This is a genomic window from Nonomuraea sp. NPDC050643, assembly GCF_040654715.1.
In the GTDB taxonomy this organism is placed as follows: Bacteria; Actinomycetota; Actinomycetes; order Streptosporangiales; family Streptosporangiaceae; genus Nonomuraea.
Window position 1 is genome coordinate 23,739 of the sequence record NZ_JBFAIM010000090.1, and the last position, 21,277, is coordinate 45,015.

Here is a 21,277-nt window from a genome sequence, read left to right on the forward strand (position 1 = left end):
CCAGACCCATTTCGCGTCCCACCTCCACGTCAATACCGTTGAGGACATGAAGGTCCCCCGTCCGTGGTCGGCACGGGCCTGGCTCGACACGGCTCATGTGATGATCGGCCTGCCGGTCGGCGTGGTGCTCGGCGGGTGCACGCTCGTCCTGGTCGTGGCCCCGCCCTGGCTGCTGCGCGCGGTGCCGTGGTTCACCAGGGTGCAGCGCTCCAGGTTCGACGCCTTTCTCGGCGCGCACATCCCGCCCGTGCGCTCGCCGAGCGAGTGGCGCAGCCGGGCCACGTGGCGGCAGATCGGCTATCACCTGCTGTCGCCGTTCGTGAGCCTGGCGGGGGCGTTCCTGATGGCGGGGGTGTGGGGCGGCGCGGTGGTGGGGTTGCTGGCCTTCCTGCCGCCGAAGTTGCAGCAGCCGCCGCTGGAGTTCGTGTTCGACCTCAGGGACAAGCGGGTGATGGTGGTCTTCATGGCGATCGGGCTGACACTGCTGCTGCTCGCGCCGGTGCTCGCCCGGGGCATGGCCGCGCTCGACCTGCTCGTGGCCCGTACGCTGCTCGGCCCCAGCCGCTCCGAGCTGGGCCAGCGGATCGAGACGCTGACCGAGAGCCGGGCCGGCGTGATCGACGCGGCCGACGCCGAGCGCCGCCGGATCGAGCGTGACCTGCACGACGGTGCCCAGCAGCGGCTGGTCTCCCTCGCCATGAACCTCGGCCTGGCCAGGGCCACCCTGACCGACCTGCCCGAGCCGGCCCGCGAGGCCATCGAGCGGGCTCACGAGGAGGCGAAACAGGCGCTCAAGGAGCTGCGTGACTTCGTGCGCGGCCTGCATCCGGCCGTGCTCAACGACCAGGGCCTGGACGCGGCGCTCTCCGGCGTCGCCGCCCGCGCCCCCTTCCCCGTGAGGCTACGCGTCGACATCGAACGGCGTACCACTCCGACCATCGAGGCGGTGGCTTTCTTCACTGTGTCCGAAGCCCTGACCAACATCGCCAAGCACGCGGCGGCCACCAAGGCCGAGGTGAACGTGCGCCGCGAGCACGACCGCCTGCACGTGCTCGTCTACGACGACGGCTGCGGGGGCGCCAGGATGGACGGCGGCTCCGGGCTGCGCGGCCTGGCCCAGCGGATCCACTCCGTCGACGGCTCGCTCCGGCTGTCCAGCCCGCTGGGCGGCCCGACCACGATCGAGGTGGACCTGCCGTGCGAGTAGTGCTCGCCGAGGACTCCGTGCTCCTGCGGGAAGGGCTGATCCGGCTCCTCGACGCCGCCGGCATGGAGGTGGTGGCGGCCGTGGACGAGGCCGAGGGGCTGCTGCGGGCGGCCGAGGAGCAGCGCCCCGAGCTGGTCATCACCGACGTCCGGATGCCGCCCACGCACACCGACGAGGGGCTGCGGGCCGCGCTCGTGCTGCGCCGCCAGCAGCCGGGCCTGGCGGTGCTGGTGCTCTCGCAGTACGTCGAGGAGCGCTACGCCGCCCAGCTCCTCGCCTCCGCCGCGACCGGGGGCGTCGGCTACCTGCTCAAGGACCGGGTGGCGGACGTGGCCGAGTTCATCGACGCGCTGCGCCGGGTGGCCTCGGGCGGCACCGCGCTCGACCCCGAGGTCGTCTCCCAGCTCCTGCTGCGCGGCAACAGCGACCCGCTCGAACGGCTGACGCCCCGGGAGCACGAGGTGCTCCAGCTCATGGCGGAGGGCCGCTCCAACGCCGGCATCGGCCAGGCCCTGGTGCTCAGCGAAGGGGCCGTGGGCAAGCACATCGGCAACATCTTCACCAAGCTCGACCTGTCCCCGGCGGAGGGCGACCACCGGCGCGTGCTCGCCGTCCTGCAGTTCCTCAAGATCAGGAGCCTGCCGTGAGAGGGGCCTGGCTGGCGGCCGGAGCGGTGGTGACCGTGTTCGCGCTCGTGCTGTCCACGGCGCTGATCTACCGCGGGGTCGCCAGGGCCAGGACGCCGGAGGACACGACGGAGAGGTCGATCCCGTTCACGTACCAGGAGTTGCGGGTCAAGGCGGCCAAGGGCGACGTGAGCGTGACGATCACGCCCGGCCAGGCCGGCGAGCTCTACATCCGCCGGTCGCTGCGGTGGTCGGGTGACCGGCCGACCGTCACGGAGGACTGGGACGCCCGCACCCGCACCCTGCGGCTCGAGGCGGTCTGCCACGGCTCCGACCAGCCGGGCGGTCCCATCTGCAGGGCCGACTACATGCTCTCCGTGCCGCCGGAGACCGACGTCGAGGCCGACACGGCCGCGGGCTGGCTGGGCGCCGACGATCTCTTCGGCGACGTACGCCTCAGCTCCGTCTCCGGCGAGGTGTCCGCCAGCGGCCTGTCCGGCACCTTCTGGGCCAGGACCGGCACGGGTGGCGTCCACGCGGAACGGCTCAAGGGCGAGCGAGCCGACGTGGAGGTCGGCGCCGGCAACGTGATGCTGGACTTCCTCGGCGCGCCGACGTCCGTGAAGGCCGTGGTCAGGACGAGGGGCGACATCAACGTCAAAGTGCCCCCCGCGCTCTACGACGTGTCGACCGAGGGCGCCAACACCGCCGTCAACGTCGAGCGCGCCCCTGGCTCCGACCGGAAGATCACCCTGCGGGCGCTGAACGGCATCGTGAACCTGTGCTGCCGCTGAGGCGATCCGGACCCGTGTCTTAAGGACTGTTTACTCTTGTGACTGGTTGGTAAGTTCCCGGCATGGAGTCTGCGAAGCACGCCGGTGACGCCGCCGTCGCCGTGTCCAAGGCCTACGGTGTCGAGACGATGTTCACCCTGTCGGGAGGTCACGTCTTCCCTCTGTACGACGGCGCGAAGCACGAGGACATGCGCATCCTCGACGTACGCCACGAGCAGAGCGCGGTCTTCGCCGCCGAGGCGACGGCCCGGCTGACCAGGAAACCAGGGCTGGCGGTCCTGACCGCGGGGCCCGGCATCACCAACGGCGTCAGCGGGGTGGCGACCGCCCACTTCAACGGCTCCCCCGTGGTCGTCATGGGCGGCCGGGCGCCCCAGTCGCGCTGGGGCAGCGGCGCCCTGCAGGAGATGGACCACCCGCCACTGCTCGAACCGATCACCAAGCTGGCGTTCACCGCGAGCGACGCCGAGTCGGTCGGCCAGGACGTCGAGGTGGCCTTCCGCACCGCGGTCGCGCCCCACCGCGGCCCGGTCTTCCTCGACTTCTACATGGACCACCTGTTCTCGCCCTCGCCGGTGCACGAGGTGCACACCCAGTCGCCCTCGCCGCTCGAGCCCGACCCCGACTCCCTGGCGAACATCGCGCGCCTGCTGGCCGAGGCCGAGCGGCCCGTGCTGGTCTACGGGTCCGACATCTGGATGGACCGCGCCGAAGAGGCCGCCCGCGACTTCGCCGAGACGTGGCGGCTGCCGGTCATCCCCAACGGCCAGGGCCGCGGCATCCTGCCCGCCGGGCACGAGCTGCTCGTCACCCGGGCCCGTGGCCTCGCCTTCGCCCAGGCCGACCTGGTGATCGTGGTGGGCACACCGCTCGACTTCCGCCTCGGCTACGGCTGGTTCGGCGGCAAGGACGGCGCGCCGCTGGCCCGCGTGGTGCACATCGCCGACGCGCCCTCGCAGCTCGCCACCCACATGCAGCCGGCCGCGTCCGCCGCGGGCGACCTGTCGGTGGTGTTCTGGAGCCTCGGCGCGGCCTGCGGCGAGGCCGGGGTCAAGCCCGACTCCTACGCGTCCTGGGCGTCGAAGCTGGCCGAGGCGGCCGCCTCGGCCGTCGCGGGCGACGCCGAGCTGCTGGCCGCCGGCTCCGACCCGATCCACCCCATGCGCGTCTATGGCGAGCTGGGCAAGGTGCTGGCCGAGGACGCCGTGGTGATCGGCGACGGCGGCGACTTCGTCTCCTACGCGGGCAAATACGTCGAGCCGAAGCAGCCGGGCAACTGGCTCGACCCGGGCCCGTACGGCTGCCTCGGCACCGGCCTGGGCTACTCCATCGCCGCCCGCCTGGCCCGCCCCTCCTCGCAGGTGGTGCTGCTGCTCGGCGACGGCGCCGCCGGCTTCTCGCTGATGGACGTCGACACCCTCGTACGCCACAAGCTCCCCGTCGTCATGGTCTGCGGCAACAACGGCATCTGGGGCCTGGAGAAGCACCCCATGCAGCTCCTGTACGGTTACGACGTGGCCGCCGAGCTGCAGCCCCAGTGCCGCTACGACCAGGTCGTGACGGCGCTGGGCGGCGGCGGCGAGCTGGTCACCAAGCCGTCGGAGATCGGCCCGGCGCTGCGCAGGGCGTTCGACTCCGGGATCCCCTACATGGTGAACATCGCCACCGACCCGCAGATCGCCTACCCGCGCAACACCACGGGGGTGTGAGCCCCACTACTTGGGCGTGGCGGTCGGGGTGGGGCTGGAGGACGCCTCGGGGCAGGTTCCGTCGATCACGATCAGCTTGACGGGCTTGCCCTCCTGCAGCTTCACGCCACCGTTCGGCACCGTCTGGCTGATCTTCCCGCAGCGCAGGCCGTTGTTGGTGGTGGTCCGGTCTTCGACGCGCACCAGGAAGCCCGCCACCTCGACCATCTCCTGTCCCTCCAGGAACGGCCGCCCGACCACCTTCGGCACCAGGATCATCCTGACCGTCGGCGTGGGGCTGGGACTGGGCGACTTCGACGGCGTCTTGGTGGGCGTGGTGGGCGTCGGCGACGTCGTCTCGTCCGGTTCCTCGGTCTCCTTGGTGATCGTGGGCTCCGGATCCGGCTCCTCGGTCGTCGGCACGATCTTCGTCGGCGTCGTCGTCTTGGGCGGCTTGGTGGGTTTGGTCGGCTTGGGGGAGGACTGATTCGTGACCTTGGCGTTGCCCTCGGAGGTGATGCTGACGGTCGGGGCCGGCTGCTTGCCGATCTCCATGCCCGTCAACGCCACCGCGGTGGCGCCCGCGCCGAGCACGACGACGGCCGCCATGCCCGCGATCAGGCCCGTCCTGCGCGGAGCCTTGGCCGCGCGCCGGTTCCCGCGCCGCTCGGTCAGCGTCGTGTCCTCGTGGGCCATCCGGACACCCGTCTGGTACGGCCCCGCCTCGTGCTGACTGCCCTGATGCTGGCCCTGGTGGTGGCCCTGGTGGTGGCTCTGGTGGTGCTGGTAGCTCTCCGGCGGCGGTGCCATCGTGGCCCCGGTGGCCAGCGGCGGCGGCTCCGGCACGGCGGCGGGCACCTGGCCGTTGGCGATGGCCCGGGCGGCCTCGCTCATCGCCCGGGCACTCGGGTAACGCCTGGCCGGATCCTTCGACAGGGCGATCTCCACCAGCGTGCGCACCGCGGGGGGGATCTCGTGCGGCAGCGGCGGCGGGGCTTCACGAATGTGCTTGAGCGCGATCGTGACCGCGCTGTCGCCGTCGAACGGCCGCTGACCCACCAGGCACTCGTACGCGACCACGCCGAGCGCGTAGATGTCGACCGCGGGCGTGACAGGCGCGCCCTCGGCCTGCTCGGGAGCGCAGTAGGCGGCGGTGCCGAGCACCATGCCGGCGTCGGTGAGCCGGTTGGCCATGTCGGAGCGCGCGATGCCGAAGTCGGTCAGCACGAGCGTGCCGTCCCGCTGCACGAGCAGGTTGCCCGGCTTGACGTCGCGGTGCACGATGCCCCGGTCGTGCACGGCCTGCAACGCCGACGCGGCCTGCGCGATCAGCTCCATGGCGGGCTGCGGCGGAATCCGGCCCAGCCTGGCCAGCAGCCGGTCGAGCGGCTCTCCGTCGACGAACTTCATCACCAGGTAGACGGTGTCGCCGCTGATGCCGTAGTCGTAGACGTCGACGACGCCGGAGTGGTTGATCGTGGCCATCGCCCGCGCTTCCCCCTGGAAGCGAGCGACGAACCCGGGGTCCTCCATCCGGCCCGGGAGCAGCACTTTGACGGCGACGGTGCGGGCCAGGACGATGTCCTCGCCCCGCCACACCTCGCCCATGCCACCGGCGCCGATGCGGGTATCCAGCCGATACCGCCCCGCCAGCGTCGTCCCTTGGGCCACCATGATTCCCCCGCTACCCCCCTACGTCCGTAACCTCTCCCACCCCGCGGTTCTCCAACAAAGCGAACTTGTGTCGCGGTGAGGTAACACAGTGGTCACGGAACTCAGAGAGTGTACGACTCACCTGTCCCACATGCCACTTAAATGCCTCAAGCCGTACAAACTCTATCTTGAGGCCTTACGCCCGCACTTGTCCGCGTTTCCCGGAAGTCACGCCCGACGAGCCCGCTAGTACGGTGATCCCATGACGCTCGCTCCCGGTCTCCGCGCTCACCTGCTCCTCATGGTCGAGATGGAGGACACCGCCAAGAAGCTGGGCAGCGGAGACGTGCCCGTGCTGGCCACCCCCCGGTTGCTCGCGCTGGCCGAGGCCGCGACCGTGCGGGCCGTCGAGCAGCACCTCGCGCCGGGCGAGACCTCCGTCGGCACCAGGGTCGAGCTCGAGCACCTGGCCGCCAGCCCGCTCGGCACGCACGTCCAGATCGGCGTGGAGCTGACCGAGGTCGACGGCCGGCGGCTGGTCTTCGCCTTCGAGGCACACGACAAGCACAAGGTCGTGGGCAAGGGCACGATCGAGCGCGTGGTGGTCGATCGCGCCGCGTTCCTCGCCCGCGCTACTCGATGACGGCGATCAGGTCGCCTTCCTGAATCACATCGCCCTCGGCCACCTTGAGCTGGGCGACCACGCCGTCGTCCTCGGCGAGCACGGGGATCTCCATCTTCATCGACTCGAGGATGACCAGCGTGTCGCCTTCGGCAACGGTGTCGCCCTCATGGACGACGACCTTCCACACGTTCGCCACCATCTCAGCGCGTACCTCAGCCACCGGGGCTCCCCTCTTCCAATGATCCAACGATCTCATGCGGGCTGGGCGCGCATCCGCGCGACCAGGCCCGTGTCGTAGTCGCCGGTGGTGAACTCCGCGTTCTCCAGCAGCTCCGCACAGAATGCCAAATTGTTCTTCGGACCCTCGACGGCGAACCCGGCGACCGCCTTGCGGCCCTTCTCCAGCGCGTCGGCCCGGTCGGCGCCGTGGACGCACAGCTTGGCCATCAGCGGGTCGTAGAACGGGGTGACGGTGTTGCCCGCCGCGTAGCCCGAGTCCACGCGCACGCCGTCGCCGGTCGGTTCGTCCCACGTCGTGATCGTGCCGGGGCCGGGGAAGAAACGCGTGGGATCCTCGGCGTAGACCCTGAACTCGATCGCGTGCCCCCGGGGCTCGCCGCCCACCTCGGGGCTCTCCCCCGCGGCCACGCGGAGCTGCAGCTCGACCAGGTCGAGGCCGGTGACCAGCTCGGTGACCGGGTGCTCCACCTGGAGCCTGGTGTTCATCTCCAGGAACACGAAGTCCTGCTCGTCGGCGTCGACCAGGCACTCGACCGTGCCCGCGCCCAGGTAGCCGACGGCCTCGCCGGCCCGCACGGCGGCGGCCAGCATGCGCTCGCGCAGCTCGGGCGTGATGCCGGGCGACGGGGACTCCTCGACGACCTTCTGGTGGCGGCGCTGCACGGAGCAGTCGCGCTCGCCCAGGGCCACGACCCTGCCGTCGGGCAGGCCGAGGATCTGCACCTCGACGTGGCGGGCGCGCTCGATGTAGCGCTCGAGCAGCACGGCGGGCCCGTCGAGCGCGTCGCCGGAGAACCTCGCGGCCGCCCTGGCCGCCTGCTCGTAGGCCTTGGCCAGCCCTTCGTCATCGTGGGCCACGCTCATGCCGATGCCACCGCCGCCACCCGCGGTCTTGACCATGACCGGGTAGCCGATGCCCTCGGCGGCCCGCAGCGCCAGCGACAGGTCGGTGACCGGCTCGCGGGTGCCCGCGGCGACCGGTACGCCGGCGGCCTCCATGAGGTTCCTGGCGTTGATCTTGTCGCCCATCCTGTCGATGGACTCGGGCGACGGCCCGATCCAGACCATCCCGGCGTCGATCACGGCCCTGGCGAACGCGGAGTTCTCCGCCAGGAAGCCGTATCCCGGGTGGACGGCCCTGGCGCCGGTCGCCCGCGCCGCCTCCAGCACCTTCGCGATGTCCAGGTAGCTCTGCGCGGGCGCGGCCGGGCCGATCAGCACCGCCTCGTCGGCCTCGCGCACGAACGGCAGGTCGGCGTCGGCCTCGGAATGCACGGCGATGGCGCGCAGGCCCAGCCGCTTGACCGTGCGGATGATCCGGCGCGCGATCTCCCCTCGGTTGGCGATCAGAACGGGTCCGAGCGTCTCAATAAGCACGCCGACCACCCTATGGCCGCCACCGGCCCGGCCCGCTCCCCCGAAACCACCGATCCATCGAGCACGATCTGTAGGAACCCCACAAATGTGAACGGCGTAAAACCCCGCCACAACCCCGTCAGGCTGTGGGGCTCAGACGCGCCCGCGGTCGATCACGCGGGCGAGCGCCTCGACCGCATGGGGATCGTAAGCTCTGCCCGACGACAACCGCACCCGCTCCAGCGCCGCCCCGCCGCGATCACGGTCGGTCGAGGGCCCCACCAGGTCGTCGTAGGCGTTGGCCACCTTGATGATGCGGCTCGACAGCGGCGGGTCGTCGGTGATCGGGTCGCACTGCCGCCTGACCACCTCGGCCACCCGGTCGAGCACGCCCGTCTGCCTGATCACCTCGGCGCCCAGCTCCGCGATGCGGCGTGCCTGCTCGGGCTCGGTCAGCACGGTGGCGCCGCCCGGGATCGGGTCGCGCAGCGAGAGCTGGCCGATGTCGTGCATGAGCGCGGCGTACTCGAGTTCGAGCAGCTCGGGCTCGGCCATGCCCAGCTCTCTGCCGATGGCCACGGCCAGGCGGCTCACCCGGCGCGAGTGCCCCGGCTCGACGTAGCCGCCGACCTCGGTGACCCGGGACAGGGCGCGTACGGTCTGCAGGTAGGTCGCGCGGATCCCGGCGTATTTGCGGAAGGCCACCTGCGTGACCAGCAGCGGCGCGGCGAACACCAGCAGCGCGACCAGGTCCATGCTGTGCGTGGCCAGCGCGAGCAGCACCCCCGACGACGCCACGGCGGCGCCCAGTGGGAAGGCCATGTTGATCTCGTCGCGCACGGCCACCCGGAACGCCGTGCGCACCTGCTCGGCCCGCAAAAGCGCGGCGATCAGCACGTCGATCATCAGCGTGATCGCGATGAGCGCGACCATCACCACCAGCGCCGGCCACCAGGTGCTGGTCGGCCGGTCGGTGAGCCGGTAGAGGGGATCGGCCAGCGGCCGGAAGGCGAAGGCCAGCAGCGCGCCGGTGAGCAGCCGCCGGGCCATCGCGTCCAGGCGCGGCGGGCGGCCCACCGCGAGGTGGGGCAGCGCGCCCGCGGCCATGCCGACGGCGATCACGGCCACGACCTGCAGCGCGGAGTGGCGCAACTGGGTCTGGCTGAGGTCGAGCAGCAGCGTGTAGCCCAGCGCGGCGGCGGCGCCGATCGGCGCGACCTCCCTGTTGCCCGGCATGGTGAGCCTGGCGAGCTCGCCGACGGCGATCAGCGCCCCGAAGCCGACCGCGATCTCGGGACGCTCCAGCCCGACGGCGGCCGTGTTCGCCACGCCCGCCAGCGCGACCAGGCCCGCCGCGCAGATGAGCAGCAGTTGCCCGGAGTCGAGCCTGTGCAGGACCGTGTTGGCGGACCGCTCGGTGCGCCTGACGCGCTCAGTGGTGATCATTGCCCGGTCACGACCTGGATCGGCATGGTCGGGTCGTCGTGGTCCTTGATCGGGGTCTCGTCGGCCTCGGGCGGCGGCGGATCGACGCGGCGCGGCGGCTGCCACGGATCGCGATCGAGGGCGCGGATGAAGGCCGCGACCATCACGGGGTCGAAATGGGTGCCCGCGCTCTTGCGCAGCTCCTCCACGGCCACGGGGACGGGCCTGGCGCCGCGGTAGGAGCGGTCGGAGGTCATCGAGTCGAACGCGTCGGCCACCGCGATCACCTTGGCGAACTCGGGGATCTCGTCACCGGCCAGCCCCATCGGGTAGCCGGTGCCGTCGTGTTTCTCGTGGTGGTGCATGATCCCGGCGTACGCCTCGTCGAGGAAGCCGATGCCGCGGACGATCTCCAGACCGCGCATCGGGTGGAGCTGGATGGCGGCGAACTCCTCCTCGGTGAGCGGCCCGTCCTTCTGCAGCACCTTGGTGGGCACGCCCAGCTTGCCGACGTCGTGCAGCATGCCGGCGTAGCGGATCGCCCGCACCCGCGCCGACCCCATGCCGATCTCCTCCGCGATCATGGACGAGGCCAGCGACACGCGCGTGCAGTGACCCCTCGTGTAGTAGTCCTTGGTCTCCACCGCCTGGCAGAGCGCGGCGATGGTGGCGTCGTAGGAGCGCTGCTGCGCGTGATACTGCCCGAACGCCCACCGCGCCACGAACAACGGCAGCAGCACCAGCACCGCCGAGATCGACGCCACGGTGGCCCACAGCCCGGCCACCAGCAGCCCGAACGTGCCGTAGCCCAGGTAGGACAGCAGGAACTGGGTCATGCCCCGCATCGGCACCTCGGCGGCCCGCACCTTGGTGGCCAGCCCGATCATGGTGAGCGTGAGCGCGATGTTGAGCGGCACGAAGACGGCGGTGGCGGCGGCGTAGGGGCCGATGAGGTCGTCGAAAGCGTTGACCTGCGGCACGCCCACCTGGCCCTCGAGCGCCTCGTAGACCCGCCCGGCCACATAGCCGCAGATGGCGAACTGGGCACCGTTGAACAGCCGCTTGATCAGCGGCAACCCCGGCCGCACACTCAGCACGGCGGTCAGACCCACCAGGGCCGCGCCCTCGGGACCGATCAGCACCACGGCCGCCAGTGAGGCCGAGAAGCTGACCGACACCGCGAACTGCTCCACGTTGAGCAGCGTCGGCATCGACTCGCACACCAGGAACAGCAGGGCGAGCACCAGGAGGATGTCGAGGTCCTCCGTGGCCACGGGCGCGTCCGGCAGCATCACGCCGCGTACGATGAGAGCGGCCGCCGCGGCGATCACGGCGACCAGATAGACCCTTGCGGGCCACGGCAGATCACGCATTGCGGCCCCCTACGGTGTTCAGGTCCAGGACACCCCGGGAGGCACCACTCCGCCGATCAGCATGACCACCGGAGTGATCAGCACGATGGCCGTGAGCAGCCGGGCGACCATCACCTTGAACATCCACATGCCTCCACGTCGACTTCCTGGGTTCACGCTACAGAAGTCGACGTGGCCGTATGGGCGTAGTCGGAAATCGCAAGCAAAGCGTAATCAAGCAACTACTTGCCGCGACGTGCCGCCGCCCACTCGACGGTCTTCTTGACCCCGGTCGGCAGATCGGTGCGCGGCTGCCAGCCGAGCCCGTCGTGTGCGGGCACCGGATCGACGGCCATGGCGGGCAGGTCGCCCAGGCGGGGCGGCGCGAAGCCCGGCTTGTCGGGCGCGCCCGCCGCGTCGGCGATCAGCGCGTGCAGCCGCCGGTCGGCGGTCTGGATGCCGGTGCCGAGGTTGAATCTGCGGCCGTTGCCGTCCTGGCCGCAGGCCCGGACGAAGCCGTCGACCACGTCATCGACGTAGATGTAGTCGCGGGTCTGGGTGCCGTCGCCGTAGAGGACCGTGGGCGTGCCGCTGAGCAGGGCGTCGGTGAAGATCGACACCACTCCGGCCTCGCCCTCCGGCGACTGGCGGGGGCCGTAGACGTTGGAGAGCACCAGCGTGGTGTATTCGATGCCGTGCAGCGCGCGGAAGGTGGCGAGGTAGGTCTCGCCGCTGAGCTTGGAGGCGGCGTACGGCGAGCGCGGGTCGGTGGGCGCGTCACCCGGCACGGGGATGGTCGAGGGCCGGCCGTAGACGGCCACCGACGAGGCGAACACCACCTTGCGCGCACGCCCCTCGCGGGCGGCGCCGAGCACGGAGACGGTGCCCTCGACGTTGATCCGGGCGTCGTGCACCGGGTCGGCGACGCTCTTGCGCACGCTGATCTGGGCGGCCAGATGGCAGACGACCTCGGGCTGGACCTCGCCCAGCAGACCCGTCAGCGCCGGGTCGCGCACGTCGAGCACGTGCAGCCGGAAGCGGTCGTGGGCCTCGGCCGCGGCCAGGTTGTCCCTGCGGCCGGACGACAGGTCGTCGACGACGTGCACCTCATGGCCGTCGGCCAGCAGGCGATCGACGAGATTCGAACCGATGAACCCGGCACCCCCGGTGACCAACACGCGCATGGGTGAATCCTAGTCGGCCAGCTCCGACCTGACTTGCGCGATGCGGGCCAGCACTTTGGACCGCAGATCGGCCGGGACCGGGTCGCAGCCGCAGTGCTTGGCCACGAGCGCCTTGATCGCTTTGTCGAGATCGTATTCCTTGAGGCAGGGGCTGCACTCGTCGAGATGAACCCGGATCTCGACCACGTGGGTCTCGGTCAGCTCGCCGTCCAGATAGGCGTAGACCATGTCGAGAACTTCACGACAGTCGGTGTCGTGCGGGTTGCCACAGCTCATTTCGATCCCTCCGCCGGGACCAGGCCACGCTCGCGAGCATAGTCCTCAAGGAGGCCTCGGAGCTGCCTGCGTCCCCTGTGCAGCCTCGACATCACGGTGCCGATCGGAGTGCCCATGATGTCGGCGATCTCCTTGTAGGGGAAGCCTTCCACATCGGCCAGGTAGACCGCGATCCTGAACTCTTCGGGCAGGGCGGCGAGCGCCTGCTTGATGTCCCCGTCGGGCAGGTGCTCCAGGGCCTCGACCTCGGCGGACTTCAGGCCGCTCGACGTGTGGGACTCGGCGCGGGCGAGCTGCCAGTCCTCGATCTCCTCGGTGCCCGACTGCTTCGGCTCCCGCTGCTTCTTGCGGTAGCTGTTGATGAAGGTGTTGGTCAGGATCCGGTAGAGCCACGCCTTGAGGTTGGTGCCCTGTTGGAACTGATGGAACGACGCGAACGCCTTGGCGAAGGTCTCCTGAAGCAGGTCCTCCGCGTCCGCGGGATTTCGGGTCATCCGGAGCGCGGCGGAATAGAGCTGCTCGAGATACGGCATGACGTCGCGCTCGAATCGCTCGCTTCGCTGCTCCAGCGTCTCCGCGCCTGTCGCGGGCACCGGACCCACCCCCCTAAGATCACCGGTGGCCGGCTGTGGCGGAACACCGTACTCAGGGGAGGATACCCGCTGGCCCATGACCGGTTGGTCAGCGGGCCGGGGTTCTACCAATGTGAGCATGCTCGTCGCAACACGCCCGCGCCCTTGTCTGTTCCCGCAAGATAGAAGGTACGAAGGACCCGGTGCGGGGAACGTCATACGTACCGGCTGGTAGCCCATTTCCCGGAACCCAGGAGTCGCGTGTGCTGCCCATTCCGGCCGAGGAACTGAACGGCTCAGGGACGCTCGGGCCGTACTGGACCTTCTACCGCGCCGTCGCCGCCGAACAACTCAACCGATGGCTTCCCGCCGATCCCTCCGTGATCCTCGACCTGTCCGGCGGCCGTGGGCGCTGGTCCGGTCAGGCGGCCAGGGCAGGGCACCGGGTGATCGAGGTGCTCGACTTCCGCCGCACCGTCGACGCGCAGTCCCGCCTGCGGGACGCCGACCGGGTCCGGCACGTACGCGCCGACGACCTGGCGTTCCTGCCCGACGCGAGCGTGGACGCCGTGCTCGCCGAGGAGCGGGCGATGTCGGTCGAGCTGATGGCGGAGTCGGCCATGAACGACGTGGCCAGGGTGCTGCGGCCCGGCGGCCGGGCGCTGGTCTGCGTCGACTCGCTGGTGCTGGGCATGGCGATCCTGGCCGAGCAGGAGCAGTGGCAGCACCTGCGGCAGACCGGTGAGGTCATGCTCGTGCCGTGGCCCGACGGCAGCATCACGCGCTGCTTCAGCAGCGGGCAACTGCGCGAGCTGCTGATGGGCGCGGGCCTCGAGGTGGAGTGGATGCGGCCGCGCACGGTGCTGTCGCCCTCCACGGTCGACCACGTGCTGAGCTCGGACGGGCGCGCACTGAACTACCTCGTGCGCACCGAACTCGAGGCCCAGCCGAACGACGACGACACGGTCGGCATCCACCTCGTGGCCAGCGCCCGCAAAACCGAATCCGGCCGGCCGTAGGACCGGCGGCAAAGCCGGTGACCCGTCGAGAGCCCGCGCCGCCGTTCTTCGTGTCCGGCGGCGTGCGCGCCCTCAGCGGCGGCGTTCCTGCTTGCCCTGGCACTGCACACAGCGTGCGGCCTCCGGACGGGCCTCTAAGCGGCCCTCCGGCACCGGTCTGCCGCAGTCGACGCACCTGCCGTACGCGCCTTCGTCGAGGCGTTTGATCGCCTCGATCACGGCGCGGCGCTGCGTGGTGGCCACGGTCAGCATGGCCTGGGCACGGTCGGCGTCGGTCAGGTCGGAGCCTGCGTCCGCCGCCGAGTGCTCGCGTACGGCGACGGGGTCGCCTTGGAGGACTCCGATCGAGCGATCCAGCTCCACGAGCATGTCTTCGAGCCGCTCACGAGCGGTCGTGACGTCCACGAATCCGCACCTCCGGGTGAATGAGGGCAACCCGCAGCTAGGACTCCCCGGATGTCCCGCCCGGTGCAATTACGGCAATTTGGCGGTGACATCGAGTAAACGGATGCATCGCTTTCCTCACCGGATGCCCACTTACCGTGTCTCTTACACCTTTAGAAAAGCGCCGTTTCCTCCTCTTCCGGTAGCGGTTTGATAAGGTCGGGGCCGTTGTTCCGGACATTGTTCACATCGGTCGAGACCGTGTACGCCGTGAGCCGCCCCGACTCGGCGGGCACCAGAAGCCGCGCGGCCTCGCCGGTGTCGGTGAGCTTGGGGTCGAGCCACTCCGACCAGCGCTCCCGCTCGATCATCATGGGCATCCTGTCGTGGATGCGACCCAGGTGGTCTTCGGCGTCAGTGGTGATGACGGTGCAGGTGACGAGCCATTTGAGCGGGTCGTCGTCATCGCGCGTGGGGTCTTTCCAGAACTCGTACAGGCCGGCCATGGCCAGCACGCCGCCGTCTTCCGGATGGATGAAGTACGGCTGTTTCTTCTTCTTTTCGCCCTCGACCGGCATCCATTCGAAGTAGCCGTCGGCCGGGAGCAGGCATCTGCGCTTGGCGAACGCCTGGCGGAACGACGGCTTCTCGGCCAGTGTCTCCGCCCGGGCGTTGATCAGCCGCGAGCCGATCGACGGGTCCTTGGCCCACGGCGGCACCAGGCCCCACTTGACGATCCGCAGTTGCCGCACCGCCCGCTCGGCCTCCTTGGGCACGCGGCTCAGCACGGCGTAGACGTTCTTGGTCGGGGCGACGTTGTAGTCGGCGCCGAGCTCCTGGTCGGGCTCTGCGTCCTGCTCGACCTGGAACTCCTCGAGCAGCTCGTGCTTCTTGCGCGCCGAGGCGTATCTACCGCACATGACCCCACACTGCCACGTCGGGCTTTCGCTCGCATGTTTGCCTCGTGAGCCGCCCACGAGCCTGGGCGCGGCGATCACCCGTCGTCCACAGGAACAACAGTGCGGCAGTCGTTATCCACAGGCTGTGACCGCGCCTCACCACGGCCAGTAGTCTTTGACCATGCCCACGCACTGGCCCGCCCCCACGGCGACCGCCCCGGTGGTCGCCACCGTCCCGCTGCCCGGCTCCAAGTCGGTGACCAACCGCGCCCTCCTGCTGGCCGCGCTCGCCGACGGCCCTGGCGTCGTGCGCCAGGCGCTGCGCAGCCGCGACGCGGACCTGATGGTGTCGGCGCTGCGCGCCCTGGGCGCCACGCTGACGGCCACCCGGGAGAGCGCCGCGGGTGTCGACTGGGAGGTGACGCCGGGGCCGATCCGCGGCGGCGCGAGCATCGACGCCGGCCTGGCGGGCACGGTCATGCGGTTCGTGCCGCCGATGGCGGCCCTGGCCGACGGCCCGGTCTTCTTCGACGGCGACCCCCACGCGCGCAAGCGCCCGATGGGGCCGATCCTCGACGCGCTGCGCGCGCTGGGGGCGCGCGTCGACAACGACGCCCTGCCGTTCACCATCACCGGGCCGCTCGCGGGCGGCGAGGTCACGCTCGACGCCTCGGGCTCGTCCCAGTTCGTCTCGGGCCTGCTGCTGACCGCCGCGCGCTTCGGCAAGGGCATCACGATCCGCCACGTGGGGCCGCCGGTGCCCTCGCAGCCGCACATCGAGATGACCGTCGAGATGCTCAGGGCCGCGGGCGTCACGGTCGACACCGGCGAGCGCGACGTGTGGCGGGTGGAGCCCGGCCCGATCGCCGCCAGAGACATGACGGTCGAGCCCGACCTGTCCAACGCGGCCCCGTTCCTCGCGGCGGCGCTGGTGACGGGCGGCACGGTGACCATCCCCGGCTGGCCCGTGCGCACCACGCAGGCGGGCGACGCCCTGCGCGGCCTGCTCACCACCATGGGCGCCACGGTCGGCCGCGCCGCGGCCGCCGGCGAGGCCACGACCGACCTGGTGGTCACGGGCACGGGCGAGATCACCGGCATCGACGCCGACCTCCACGAGGTCGGCGAGCTGACCCCGACCATCGCGGCCCTGGCCGCCCTGGCCACCACGCCGAGCCGCATCCGGGGTGTGAGCCACCTGCGCGGCCACGAGACCGACCGGCTGGCGGCCCTGGCCACCGAGATCAACCGCCTGGGCGGCGACGCCGAGGAGACCGACGACGGCCTGATCATCCGCCCGCGCCCGCTGCACGGCGGCACCTTCCACAGCTACGACGACCACCGCATGGCCACGGCCGGCGCCGTGATCGGCCTCGCGGTGCCCGGCACAGAGGTGGAGAACATCGCGACCACCGCCAAGACGCTGCCGGAGTTCGTCCAGATGTGGTCGGCCCTGCTGGAAGCCCGATGACCTCGGCCTTCGCCAGAGCCGGCGGACACCTGCCCGCGCGGCTTGGTTTCACCGCGGAAGCGCCGGGCACGTCGGAAAAGGGCGGCACGTGACCTCACGCTGCCCGCACGCAGAGCGAGAGATTCATCAGCACGACGCCACCCGCCCGGATCAGGGTGGCCGACCCACGAGCACCGGCCACGCACACACCATGATCGAGGGCGGTTCACCGCGCCCCGGGCCCGGGGCGGGCGAGCGCCTCGATCCCTGCCACCGACGCGTCCACGGAGCACAGGTCCACGGAGCACAGAGGGGAAGAGAGCGCATGGGAGCGGTCCGCTGAGGAAGCGGGAATACGACGAGGACGACGTGAGGGTCAGACCGGGCAAGGGCTCCCGGCCCCGGACCCGGATCCGTCCTGCGCACGAGGACGCCGTGGAGGGGTTCGTGGTGGCCGTCGACCGCGGCCGCTACACGACGCTGGTCGAGCCGGAGCGCTCGAAGGGCTCGGCCCAGAAGCGCAAGGCGCCCCAGCGCCGGCTCGTGATCGCCATGAAGGCCCGCGAGCTGGGCCGCAAGGGCATCGTCGTGGGCGACCGGGTGGCCCTGGTGGGCGACGTCTCGGGCCGTCCCGACACGCTGGCCAGGGTGGTCCGCGTGGAGCCGCGCACCTCGATGCTGCGCCGTTCGGCCGACGACACCGACGACACCGACGGCATCGAGCGCCCGGTCGTGGCCAACGCCGACCAGCTCGTCATCGTGACCGCCCTGGCCGACCCGCCGCCCAGGCCCCGCATGATCGACCGGATCCTGGTGGCCGCCTTCGACGCCGAGATCGACGCCCTGCTCTGCCTCACCAAGTCCGACCTCGCGCCGCCCGACGACCTGGTGGCGCTCTACGAGCCGCTGGGCGTGTCCCACGTCGTGGTCCACAAGGGCGGCTCGCTCGACGAGCTGCGCGGGCATCTGGCGGGCCGCATCAGCGTCATGGTCGGGCATTCGGGCGTGGGCAAGTCCACGCTGGTCAACGCCCTGGTCCCCGACGCCAACCGCGCGGTCTCCCAGGTCAACGCGGTCACCGGCCGTGGCCGCCACACCTCGACCTCGGCCGTGGCACTCGAGCTGCCCGAGGGCGGCTGGATCATCGACACGCCGGGCGTGCGCAGCTTCGGCCTGGCACACGTGTCGGTGGAGACGGTGCTGGCCGCGTTCCCCGACCTGGTCGAGGGCACGGTCGACTGCCCCAAGGGCTGCACGCACCTGGGCGAGGGCTGCGCGCTCGACGCGCTGGTGGCGGCGGGCAAGGCCGGCCCCGCCCGCCTCAAGTCCCTGCGCCGTCTCCTGTCGAGCCGCGAGGGCACCCCCGACGACACCCGGGAAGAGGTCTCCTGAGGCCGCCGGGCTCGGGCCGGCCGACGAACAGGGGCTCGCGTCAGGCGGCGCGGTTCGGGCGCAGGGTCCAGGTGACGGTCAGGGTCGAGACCACGGCGCCGTCGGCGTTCGTGAGATCCACCGCCACGTCGAAGACCGGCCGCTCCCCCGCGTCCAGCTTGGCCACGACCTCCTCCCGCCCCACCGTCAGCCGGGCCGCGGCGCGGATCTCGCCCAGGGCCACCTTCCGGTAGCCGATGGTGGCCGTCGTGGGCAGCGGCACCGCCCGGCCGAGCTGGTCGCCGAACATCGACAGCACGGCCGCGCCCGAGGCCGACTCGGCCAGCGTGAACAGCACCCCCGCGTGCGGGCCGCCGACGTGGTTGCGCAGGTCCTCGCGATCGGGCACGTGGCAGATCGCCCGCCCATCGCCCACCTCGTCATAAACGATGCCCAGCGTCCGGGCAAAAGGGACCGTATCCAGCAAGAGAGCACCGACATCTATCGACATGACGGATATGCTACTCGCGAGTAACTGGGCGGAAGCTTCCCAGAAAAGGGGCGTTGACGACTGATGCTCTGTATACCCGACACGGTAGCGTGAACGATCGTGCAGGGTTATAACGATGATCTTCGCCTCGCTCATGTCATGGCGGACGCCGCCGATGACCTGACCATGCGGCGGTTCAAGGCGGTCGACCTCAAGGTCGACACCAAGCCCGATCTGACGCCGGTCAGCGACGCCGACCGCACCGTGGAGGAGGCCATCCGGGGCACGCTCCGCCGTGCCCGGCCACGTGACGCGGTGGTGGGCGAGGAGTTCGGCAAGACCGGGTGGGGTGCCCGGTCGTGGATCATCGACCCCATCGACGGCACCAAGAACTACGTACGTGGCGTCCCCGTCTGGGCCACCCTGATCGCGCTCATGGAATACGGCAAGGTCGTCGTCGGCCTGGTGTCCGCCCCCGCCCTCGGCCGGCGTTGGTGGGCGGCGACCGAGGGCGGGGCGTGGACGGGCAAGAGCCTGACCAAGGCGTCCAGGATGCGGGTGTCCTCGGTGTCGGTGCTGGAGGACGCCTCGTTCTCCTACTCGAGCTTCGGCGGCTGGGAGAAGACGGGCCGGCTGGAGAACTTCCTCGACCTGGGGCGGGCCTGCTGGCGTACGCGGGCCTATGGCGACTTCTGGTCGCACATGATGGTCGCGGAGGGCTCGGTCGACCTGTCGGCCGAGCCGGAGCTGTCACCCTGGGACATGGCGGCGCTCACCGTGATCGTCGAGGAGGCCGGCGGCGTCTGGACCGACGTGGCCGGAGTGCGGGGTCTGGAGGGCGGCAGCCTGGTCTGCACGAACGGCACCCTGCACAACGAGGTGATCGACCGCCTCAACGGCACCACGATCAAGGGTTAGGGCGCCGCAGCCCGGCCTGCGACTGGATGCCGGCGGTGGCGGCGTTCAGCTCGTGTTCATCCTTGAGGGTCACATTCCCCTCGTACGTGACCCCGCTCGGCGGCTCCTCATGCCCTACCGGATCGGCGTCCCAGAAGTTCCCCCGGTAGATCACGTTCTCCAGCGGCGGCCCCACGTGCAGGACAGCGGTGTTGTCGGCCCGCATGACCACGTTCTCCTCCACCGTCACCCACGAGGCGCCGTAGTCGGTGTAGAGCCCGAAGTTGTACGCCGTCCGCGTGTCCTTGATGACGTTGCCCCGCACCACGGCCCCGTTGTCATGCGAGTCCCCCTGAACCCCCGCCAGGTAGACCCCGCCCCCGTCGGCCAGCACCTGCATGGTGTCGACGGTGAGGTTGCGCAGGATCCGCGTGCCCTCGCCGGGCCCCGCGACGATGCCGCAGTGGGGCACGTCCGCGATCTCGTTGTGCGCCACGACGCACCCGTGCGTGCCGGTCACGGAGATCCCCGGCGACCCGCTGTACTCGAGCCCGATCCCGCGCACCCGGTTGTCCTCGATCACGGTCTCCCGGCTCCCGGACACCACCACGGCCCCCGCGGAGAGCGTGTCGAAGTCACAGCCGCGCACGGCGAGCCCGTCGCCGCCGGAGACGCCCAGCCCGGAGGCCCCGAGGCGGGTGAACCGGCAGCCCTCGATCACCGCGCCGGTGGTGTCCTCGAAGGTCACGCAGGCGGGAATCGTCACGGATGCCGTGGGAAACGTCACGGAGGAGCCCTCGCCCAGGTCCGCGACGTCGACGCCGCCGCCCTCGTAGTAGCCGCTGCCGTGATAGTGCACGAAGCCCTCAGGGCGGCTCGGGCGCAGCCAGGTGGCGTCGGCGAACACCAGCCCCCTGAAGGCCACCTCCCGCGCCCCGGCGACGCTCAGCAGCGTCTCCAGGACCGGCGCGACCACCCGCGTACGCTCCGGGTCCTCGCCCGGCCGGGGCAGGTAGAGCAGCACGTGCCGTCCGGGTCGGGAGCGGTCGAGCACGAACGTGCCGGGCTCGCGCAGGAAGCCACGGTCGTTCTCGATCCGGGTGGGCACCCCGGGCCCGCTGGACGTGGTGCCGCCCCAGGTGGAGTTGTACAGCTCGGCGGCCCACCCGAAGGCGGGCTGCGCCATGGTGATCACCGTCGAGTCGCCCTCCCGCGAGACCCCCGCCACGCCCAGGCGGGCCTCCGTCCAGGGGTAGACGCCACGGTGGACGAACTCGACGTCGGCGGGGTTGCGCCAGTCGAGCGAGTCCGTGACGTAACCCGTGGCGCTCGGGGTCAGGCCGGGCGGATCGTCGATGCCGGCGCGGGCGGCCCGGCGCCCGTCGACGTAGAGCTGGCGGGTCTCGAGATCCCCGACCTCGGCCAGCCAGACCCCGTCCTCCTCCCGCCATCCGGTGATCGTCCGGCCGCCGCTGATCACGACCTCTTCCTGGTCGGGGGTGCCGTACCCGTACGCCTCGTAGACGGTGCCCGAGTCGGCCTCGGTGAGCTCGAACGGCCCGGTCAGCGCGTGGGTCCCGCCCCGGAGCCGGACGACGGCGGCACCGGCCGCGTCCCTGGCCGCTGATCGGGCGCGTTCGAGGGTGGCGAAGGGCCGGTCGATGGAGCCGGGCCCGGAGTCGTCTCCGGAGGGGGCGACATGGATCTGGAACATCTGTTACCGCCTTTGCTGTTTATGCCGTACACGTAGTAGTACACCATAAACAAGG

General features: G+C 70.9%; 21 protein-coding genes. 9 read left to right on the forward strand and 12 right to left on the reverse strand.

The window, feature by feature from the left end:
* Positions 1-46 precede the first annotated feature (46 nt).
* From AB0I15_RS59570 to AB0I15_RS59585, 4 genes are all read left to right on the forward strand, one after another.
* Positions 47-1,207: a histidine kinase gene (locus AB0I15_RS59570; RefSeq protein WP_358118084.1), complete on the forward strand. Its 1,161-nt coding sequence runs from the start codon at positions 47-49 to the stop codon at positions 1,205-1,207.
* On the forward strand, positions 1,198-1,854 hold the full coding sequence (locus AB0I15_RS59575) for a response regulator transcription factor (RefSeq protein WP_358118086.1): 657 nt from the start codon (positions 1,198-1,200) through the stop codon (positions 1,852-1,854). Before AB0I15_RS59570 ends, AB0I15_RS59575 begins: the two co-directional genes overlap by 10 nt.
* Positions 1,851-2,627 (forward strand): hypothetical protein, encoded by a 777-nt coding sequence (locus AB0I15_RS59580; RefSeq protein ID WP_358118088.1) that lies wholly within the window; start codon positions 1,851-1,853, stop codon positions 2,625-2,627. Before AB0I15_RS59575 ends, AB0I15_RS59580 begins: the two co-directional genes overlap by 4 nt.
* Before the next feature lie 62 nt (positions 2,628-2,689).
* Positions 2,690-4,336 (forward strand): acetolactate synthase, encoded by a 1,647-nt coding sequence (locus AB0I15_RS59585; RefSeq protein ID WP_358118090.1) that lies wholly within the window; start codon positions 2,690-2,692, stop codon positions 4,334-4,336.
* A gap of 6 nt (positions 4,337-4,342) precedes the next feature.
* Here the strand turns inward: AB0I15_RS59585 and AB0I15_RS59590 are convergent, their stop codons facing one another.
* Positions 4,343-5,989 (reverse strand): serine/threonine-protein kinase, encoded by a 1,647-nt coding sequence (locus AB0I15_RS59590; RefSeq protein ID WP_358118092.1) that lies wholly within the window; start codon positions 5,987-5,989, stop codon positions 4,343-4,345.
* Positions 5,990-6,230: 241 nt separating this feature from the next.
* Here AB0I15_RS59590 and AB0I15_RS59595 point away from each other — a divergent pair, with 241 nt between their 5' ends.
* Positions 6,231-6,611, forward strand: coding sequence for a hotdog domain-containing protein (locus AB0I15_RS59595; RefSeq protein WP_358118094.1), 381 nt, complete (start codon positions 6,231-6,233; stop codon positions 6,609-6,611).
* Here AB0I15_RS59595 and AB0I15_RS59600 read toward each other — a convergent pair.
* The 7 genes from AB0I15_RS59600 to AB0I15_RS59630 form a co-directional block, all read right to left on the reverse strand.
* Positions 6,601-6,813, reverse strand: a complete 213-nt coding sequence (locus AB0I15_RS59600) for a biotin/lipoyl-binding carrier protein (protein WP_358118095.1) — start codon at positions 6,811-6,813, stop codon at positions 6,601-6,603. The two genes, AB0I15_RS59595 and AB0I15_RS59600, sit on opposite strands and share 11 nt — an antisense overlap.
* A gap of 32 nt (positions 6,814-6,845) precedes the next feature.
* Positions 6,846-8,210 (reverse strand): biotin carboxylase N-terminal domain-containing protein, encoded by a 1,365-nt coding sequence (locus AB0I15_RS59605; protein ID WP_358118097.1) that lies wholly within the window; start codon positions 8,208-8,210, stop codon positions 6,846-6,848.
* Between the two features lie 132 nt (positions 8,211-8,342).
* Positions 8,343-9,635 carry an HD domain-containing phosphohydrolase gene (locus tag AB0I15_RS59610; RefSeq protein ID WP_358118099.1) on the reverse strand — a complete coding sequence of 431 codons (1,293 nt, stop codon included), beginning with the start codon at positions 9,633-9,635 and terminating at the stop codon, positions 8,343-8,345.
* Complete coding sequence (locus tag AB0I15_RS59615) at positions 9,632-10,987, reverse strand: HD-GYP domain-containing protein (RefSeq protein WP_358118100.1); 1,356 nt, start codon at positions 10,985-10,987, stop codon at positions 9,632-9,634. The genes AB0I15_RS59610 and AB0I15_RS59615 overlap by 4 nt, the downstream gene beginning before the upstream one ends.
* Before the next feature lie 221 nt (positions 10,988-11,208).
* Positions 11,209-12,150, reverse strand: a complete 942-nt coding sequence (locus AB0I15_RS59620; protein ID WP_358118102.1) for an NAD-dependent epimerase/dehydratase family protein — start codon at positions 12,148-12,150, stop codon at positions 11,209-11,211.
* Positions 12,151-12,159: 9 nt separating this feature from the next.
* Positions 12,160-12,426 carry a mycothiol system anti-sigma-R factor gene (gene rsrA / locus AB0I15_RS59625; protein WP_358118104.1) on the reverse strand — a complete coding sequence of 89 codons (267 nt, stop codon included), beginning with the start codon at positions 12,424-12,426 and terminating at the stop codon, positions 12,160-12,162.
* Complete coding sequence (locus tag AB0I15_RS59630) at positions 12,423-13,097, reverse strand: sigma-70 family RNA polymerase sigma factor (RefSeq protein ID WP_358118106.1); 675 nt, start codon at positions 13,095-13,097, stop codon at positions 12,423-12,425. Before AB0I15_RS59630 ends, rsrA begins: the two co-directional genes overlap by 4 nt.
* A 164-nt stretch (positions 13,098-13,261) precedes the next feature.
* Between AB0I15_RS59630 and AB0I15_RS59635 the strand changes: the two genes are divergently transcribed.
* Positions 13,262-14,017, forward strand: coding sequence for a methyltransferase domain-containing protein (locus AB0I15_RS59635; RefSeq protein ID WP_358118108.1), 756 nt, complete (start codon positions 13,262-13,264; stop codon positions 14,015-14,017).
* Positions 14,018-14,089: 72 nt separating this feature from the next.
* Here the strand turns inward: AB0I15_RS59635 and AB0I15_RS59640 are convergent, their stop codons facing one another.
* On the reverse strand, positions 14,090-14,422 hold the full coding sequence (locus AB0I15_RS59640; RefSeq protein WP_358118110.1) for a TraR/DksA C4-type zinc finger protein: 333 nt from the start codon (positions 14,420-14,422) through the stop codon (positions 14,090-14,092).
* Positions 14,423-14,574: 152 nt separating this feature from the next.
* Positions 14,575-15,321 carry an SOS response-associated peptidase gene (locus AB0I15_RS59645; protein WP_358118112.1) on the reverse strand — a complete coding sequence of 249 codons (747 nt, stop codon included), beginning with the start codon at positions 15,319-15,321 and terminating at the stop codon, positions 14,575-14,577.
* 160 nt (positions 15,322-15,481) lie between these two features.
* Here AB0I15_RS59645 and aroA point away from each other — a divergent pair, with 160 nt between their 5' ends.
* Together aroA and rsgA are read left to right on the forward strand one after the other, a co-directional pair.
* Positions 15,482-16,771 carry a 3-phosphoshikimate 1-carboxyvinyltransferase gene (aroA, locus tag AB0I15_RS59650; RefSeq protein WP_358118114.1) on the forward strand — a complete coding sequence of 430 codons (1,290 nt, stop codon included), beginning with the start codon at positions 15,482-15,484 and terminating at the stop codon, positions 16,769-16,771.
* A gap of 348 nt (positions 16,772-17,119) precedes the next feature.
* A complete protein-coding gene (gene rsgA, locus AB0I15_RS59655) occupies positions 17,120-18,142 on the forward strand; it encodes a ribosome small subunit-dependent GTPase A (RefSeq protein ID WP_358118116.1) in 1,023 nt (340 codons plus the stop codon).
* Positions 18,143-18,182: 40 nt separating this feature from the next.
* Here rsgA and AB0I15_RS59660 read toward each other — a convergent pair whose 3' ends face one another.
* Entirely contained in the window at positions 18,183-18,632 is a 450-nt protein-coding gene (locus AB0I15_RS59660) for a DUF4442 domain-containing protein (protein ID WP_358118117.1), read from the reverse strand.
* 99 nt (positions 18,633-18,731) lie between these two features.
* Here AB0I15_RS59660 and hisN point away from each other — a divergent pair, with 99 nt between their 5' ends.
* A complete protein-coding gene (hisN, locus tag AB0I15_RS59665) occupies positions 18,732-19,529 on the forward strand; it encodes a histidinol-phosphatase (protein WP_358118119.1) in 798 nt (265 codons plus the stop codon).
* Here hisN and AB0I15_RS59670 read toward each other — a convergent pair.
* Positions 19,519-21,222, reverse strand: coding sequence for a right-handed parallel beta-helix repeat-containing protein (locus AB0I15_RS59670; protein WP_358118121.1), 1,704 nt, complete (start codon positions 21,220-21,222; stop codon positions 19,519-19,521). The genes hisN and AB0I15_RS59670 overlap by 11 nt on opposite strands.
* Positions 21,223-21,277 lie beyond the last annotated feature (55 nt).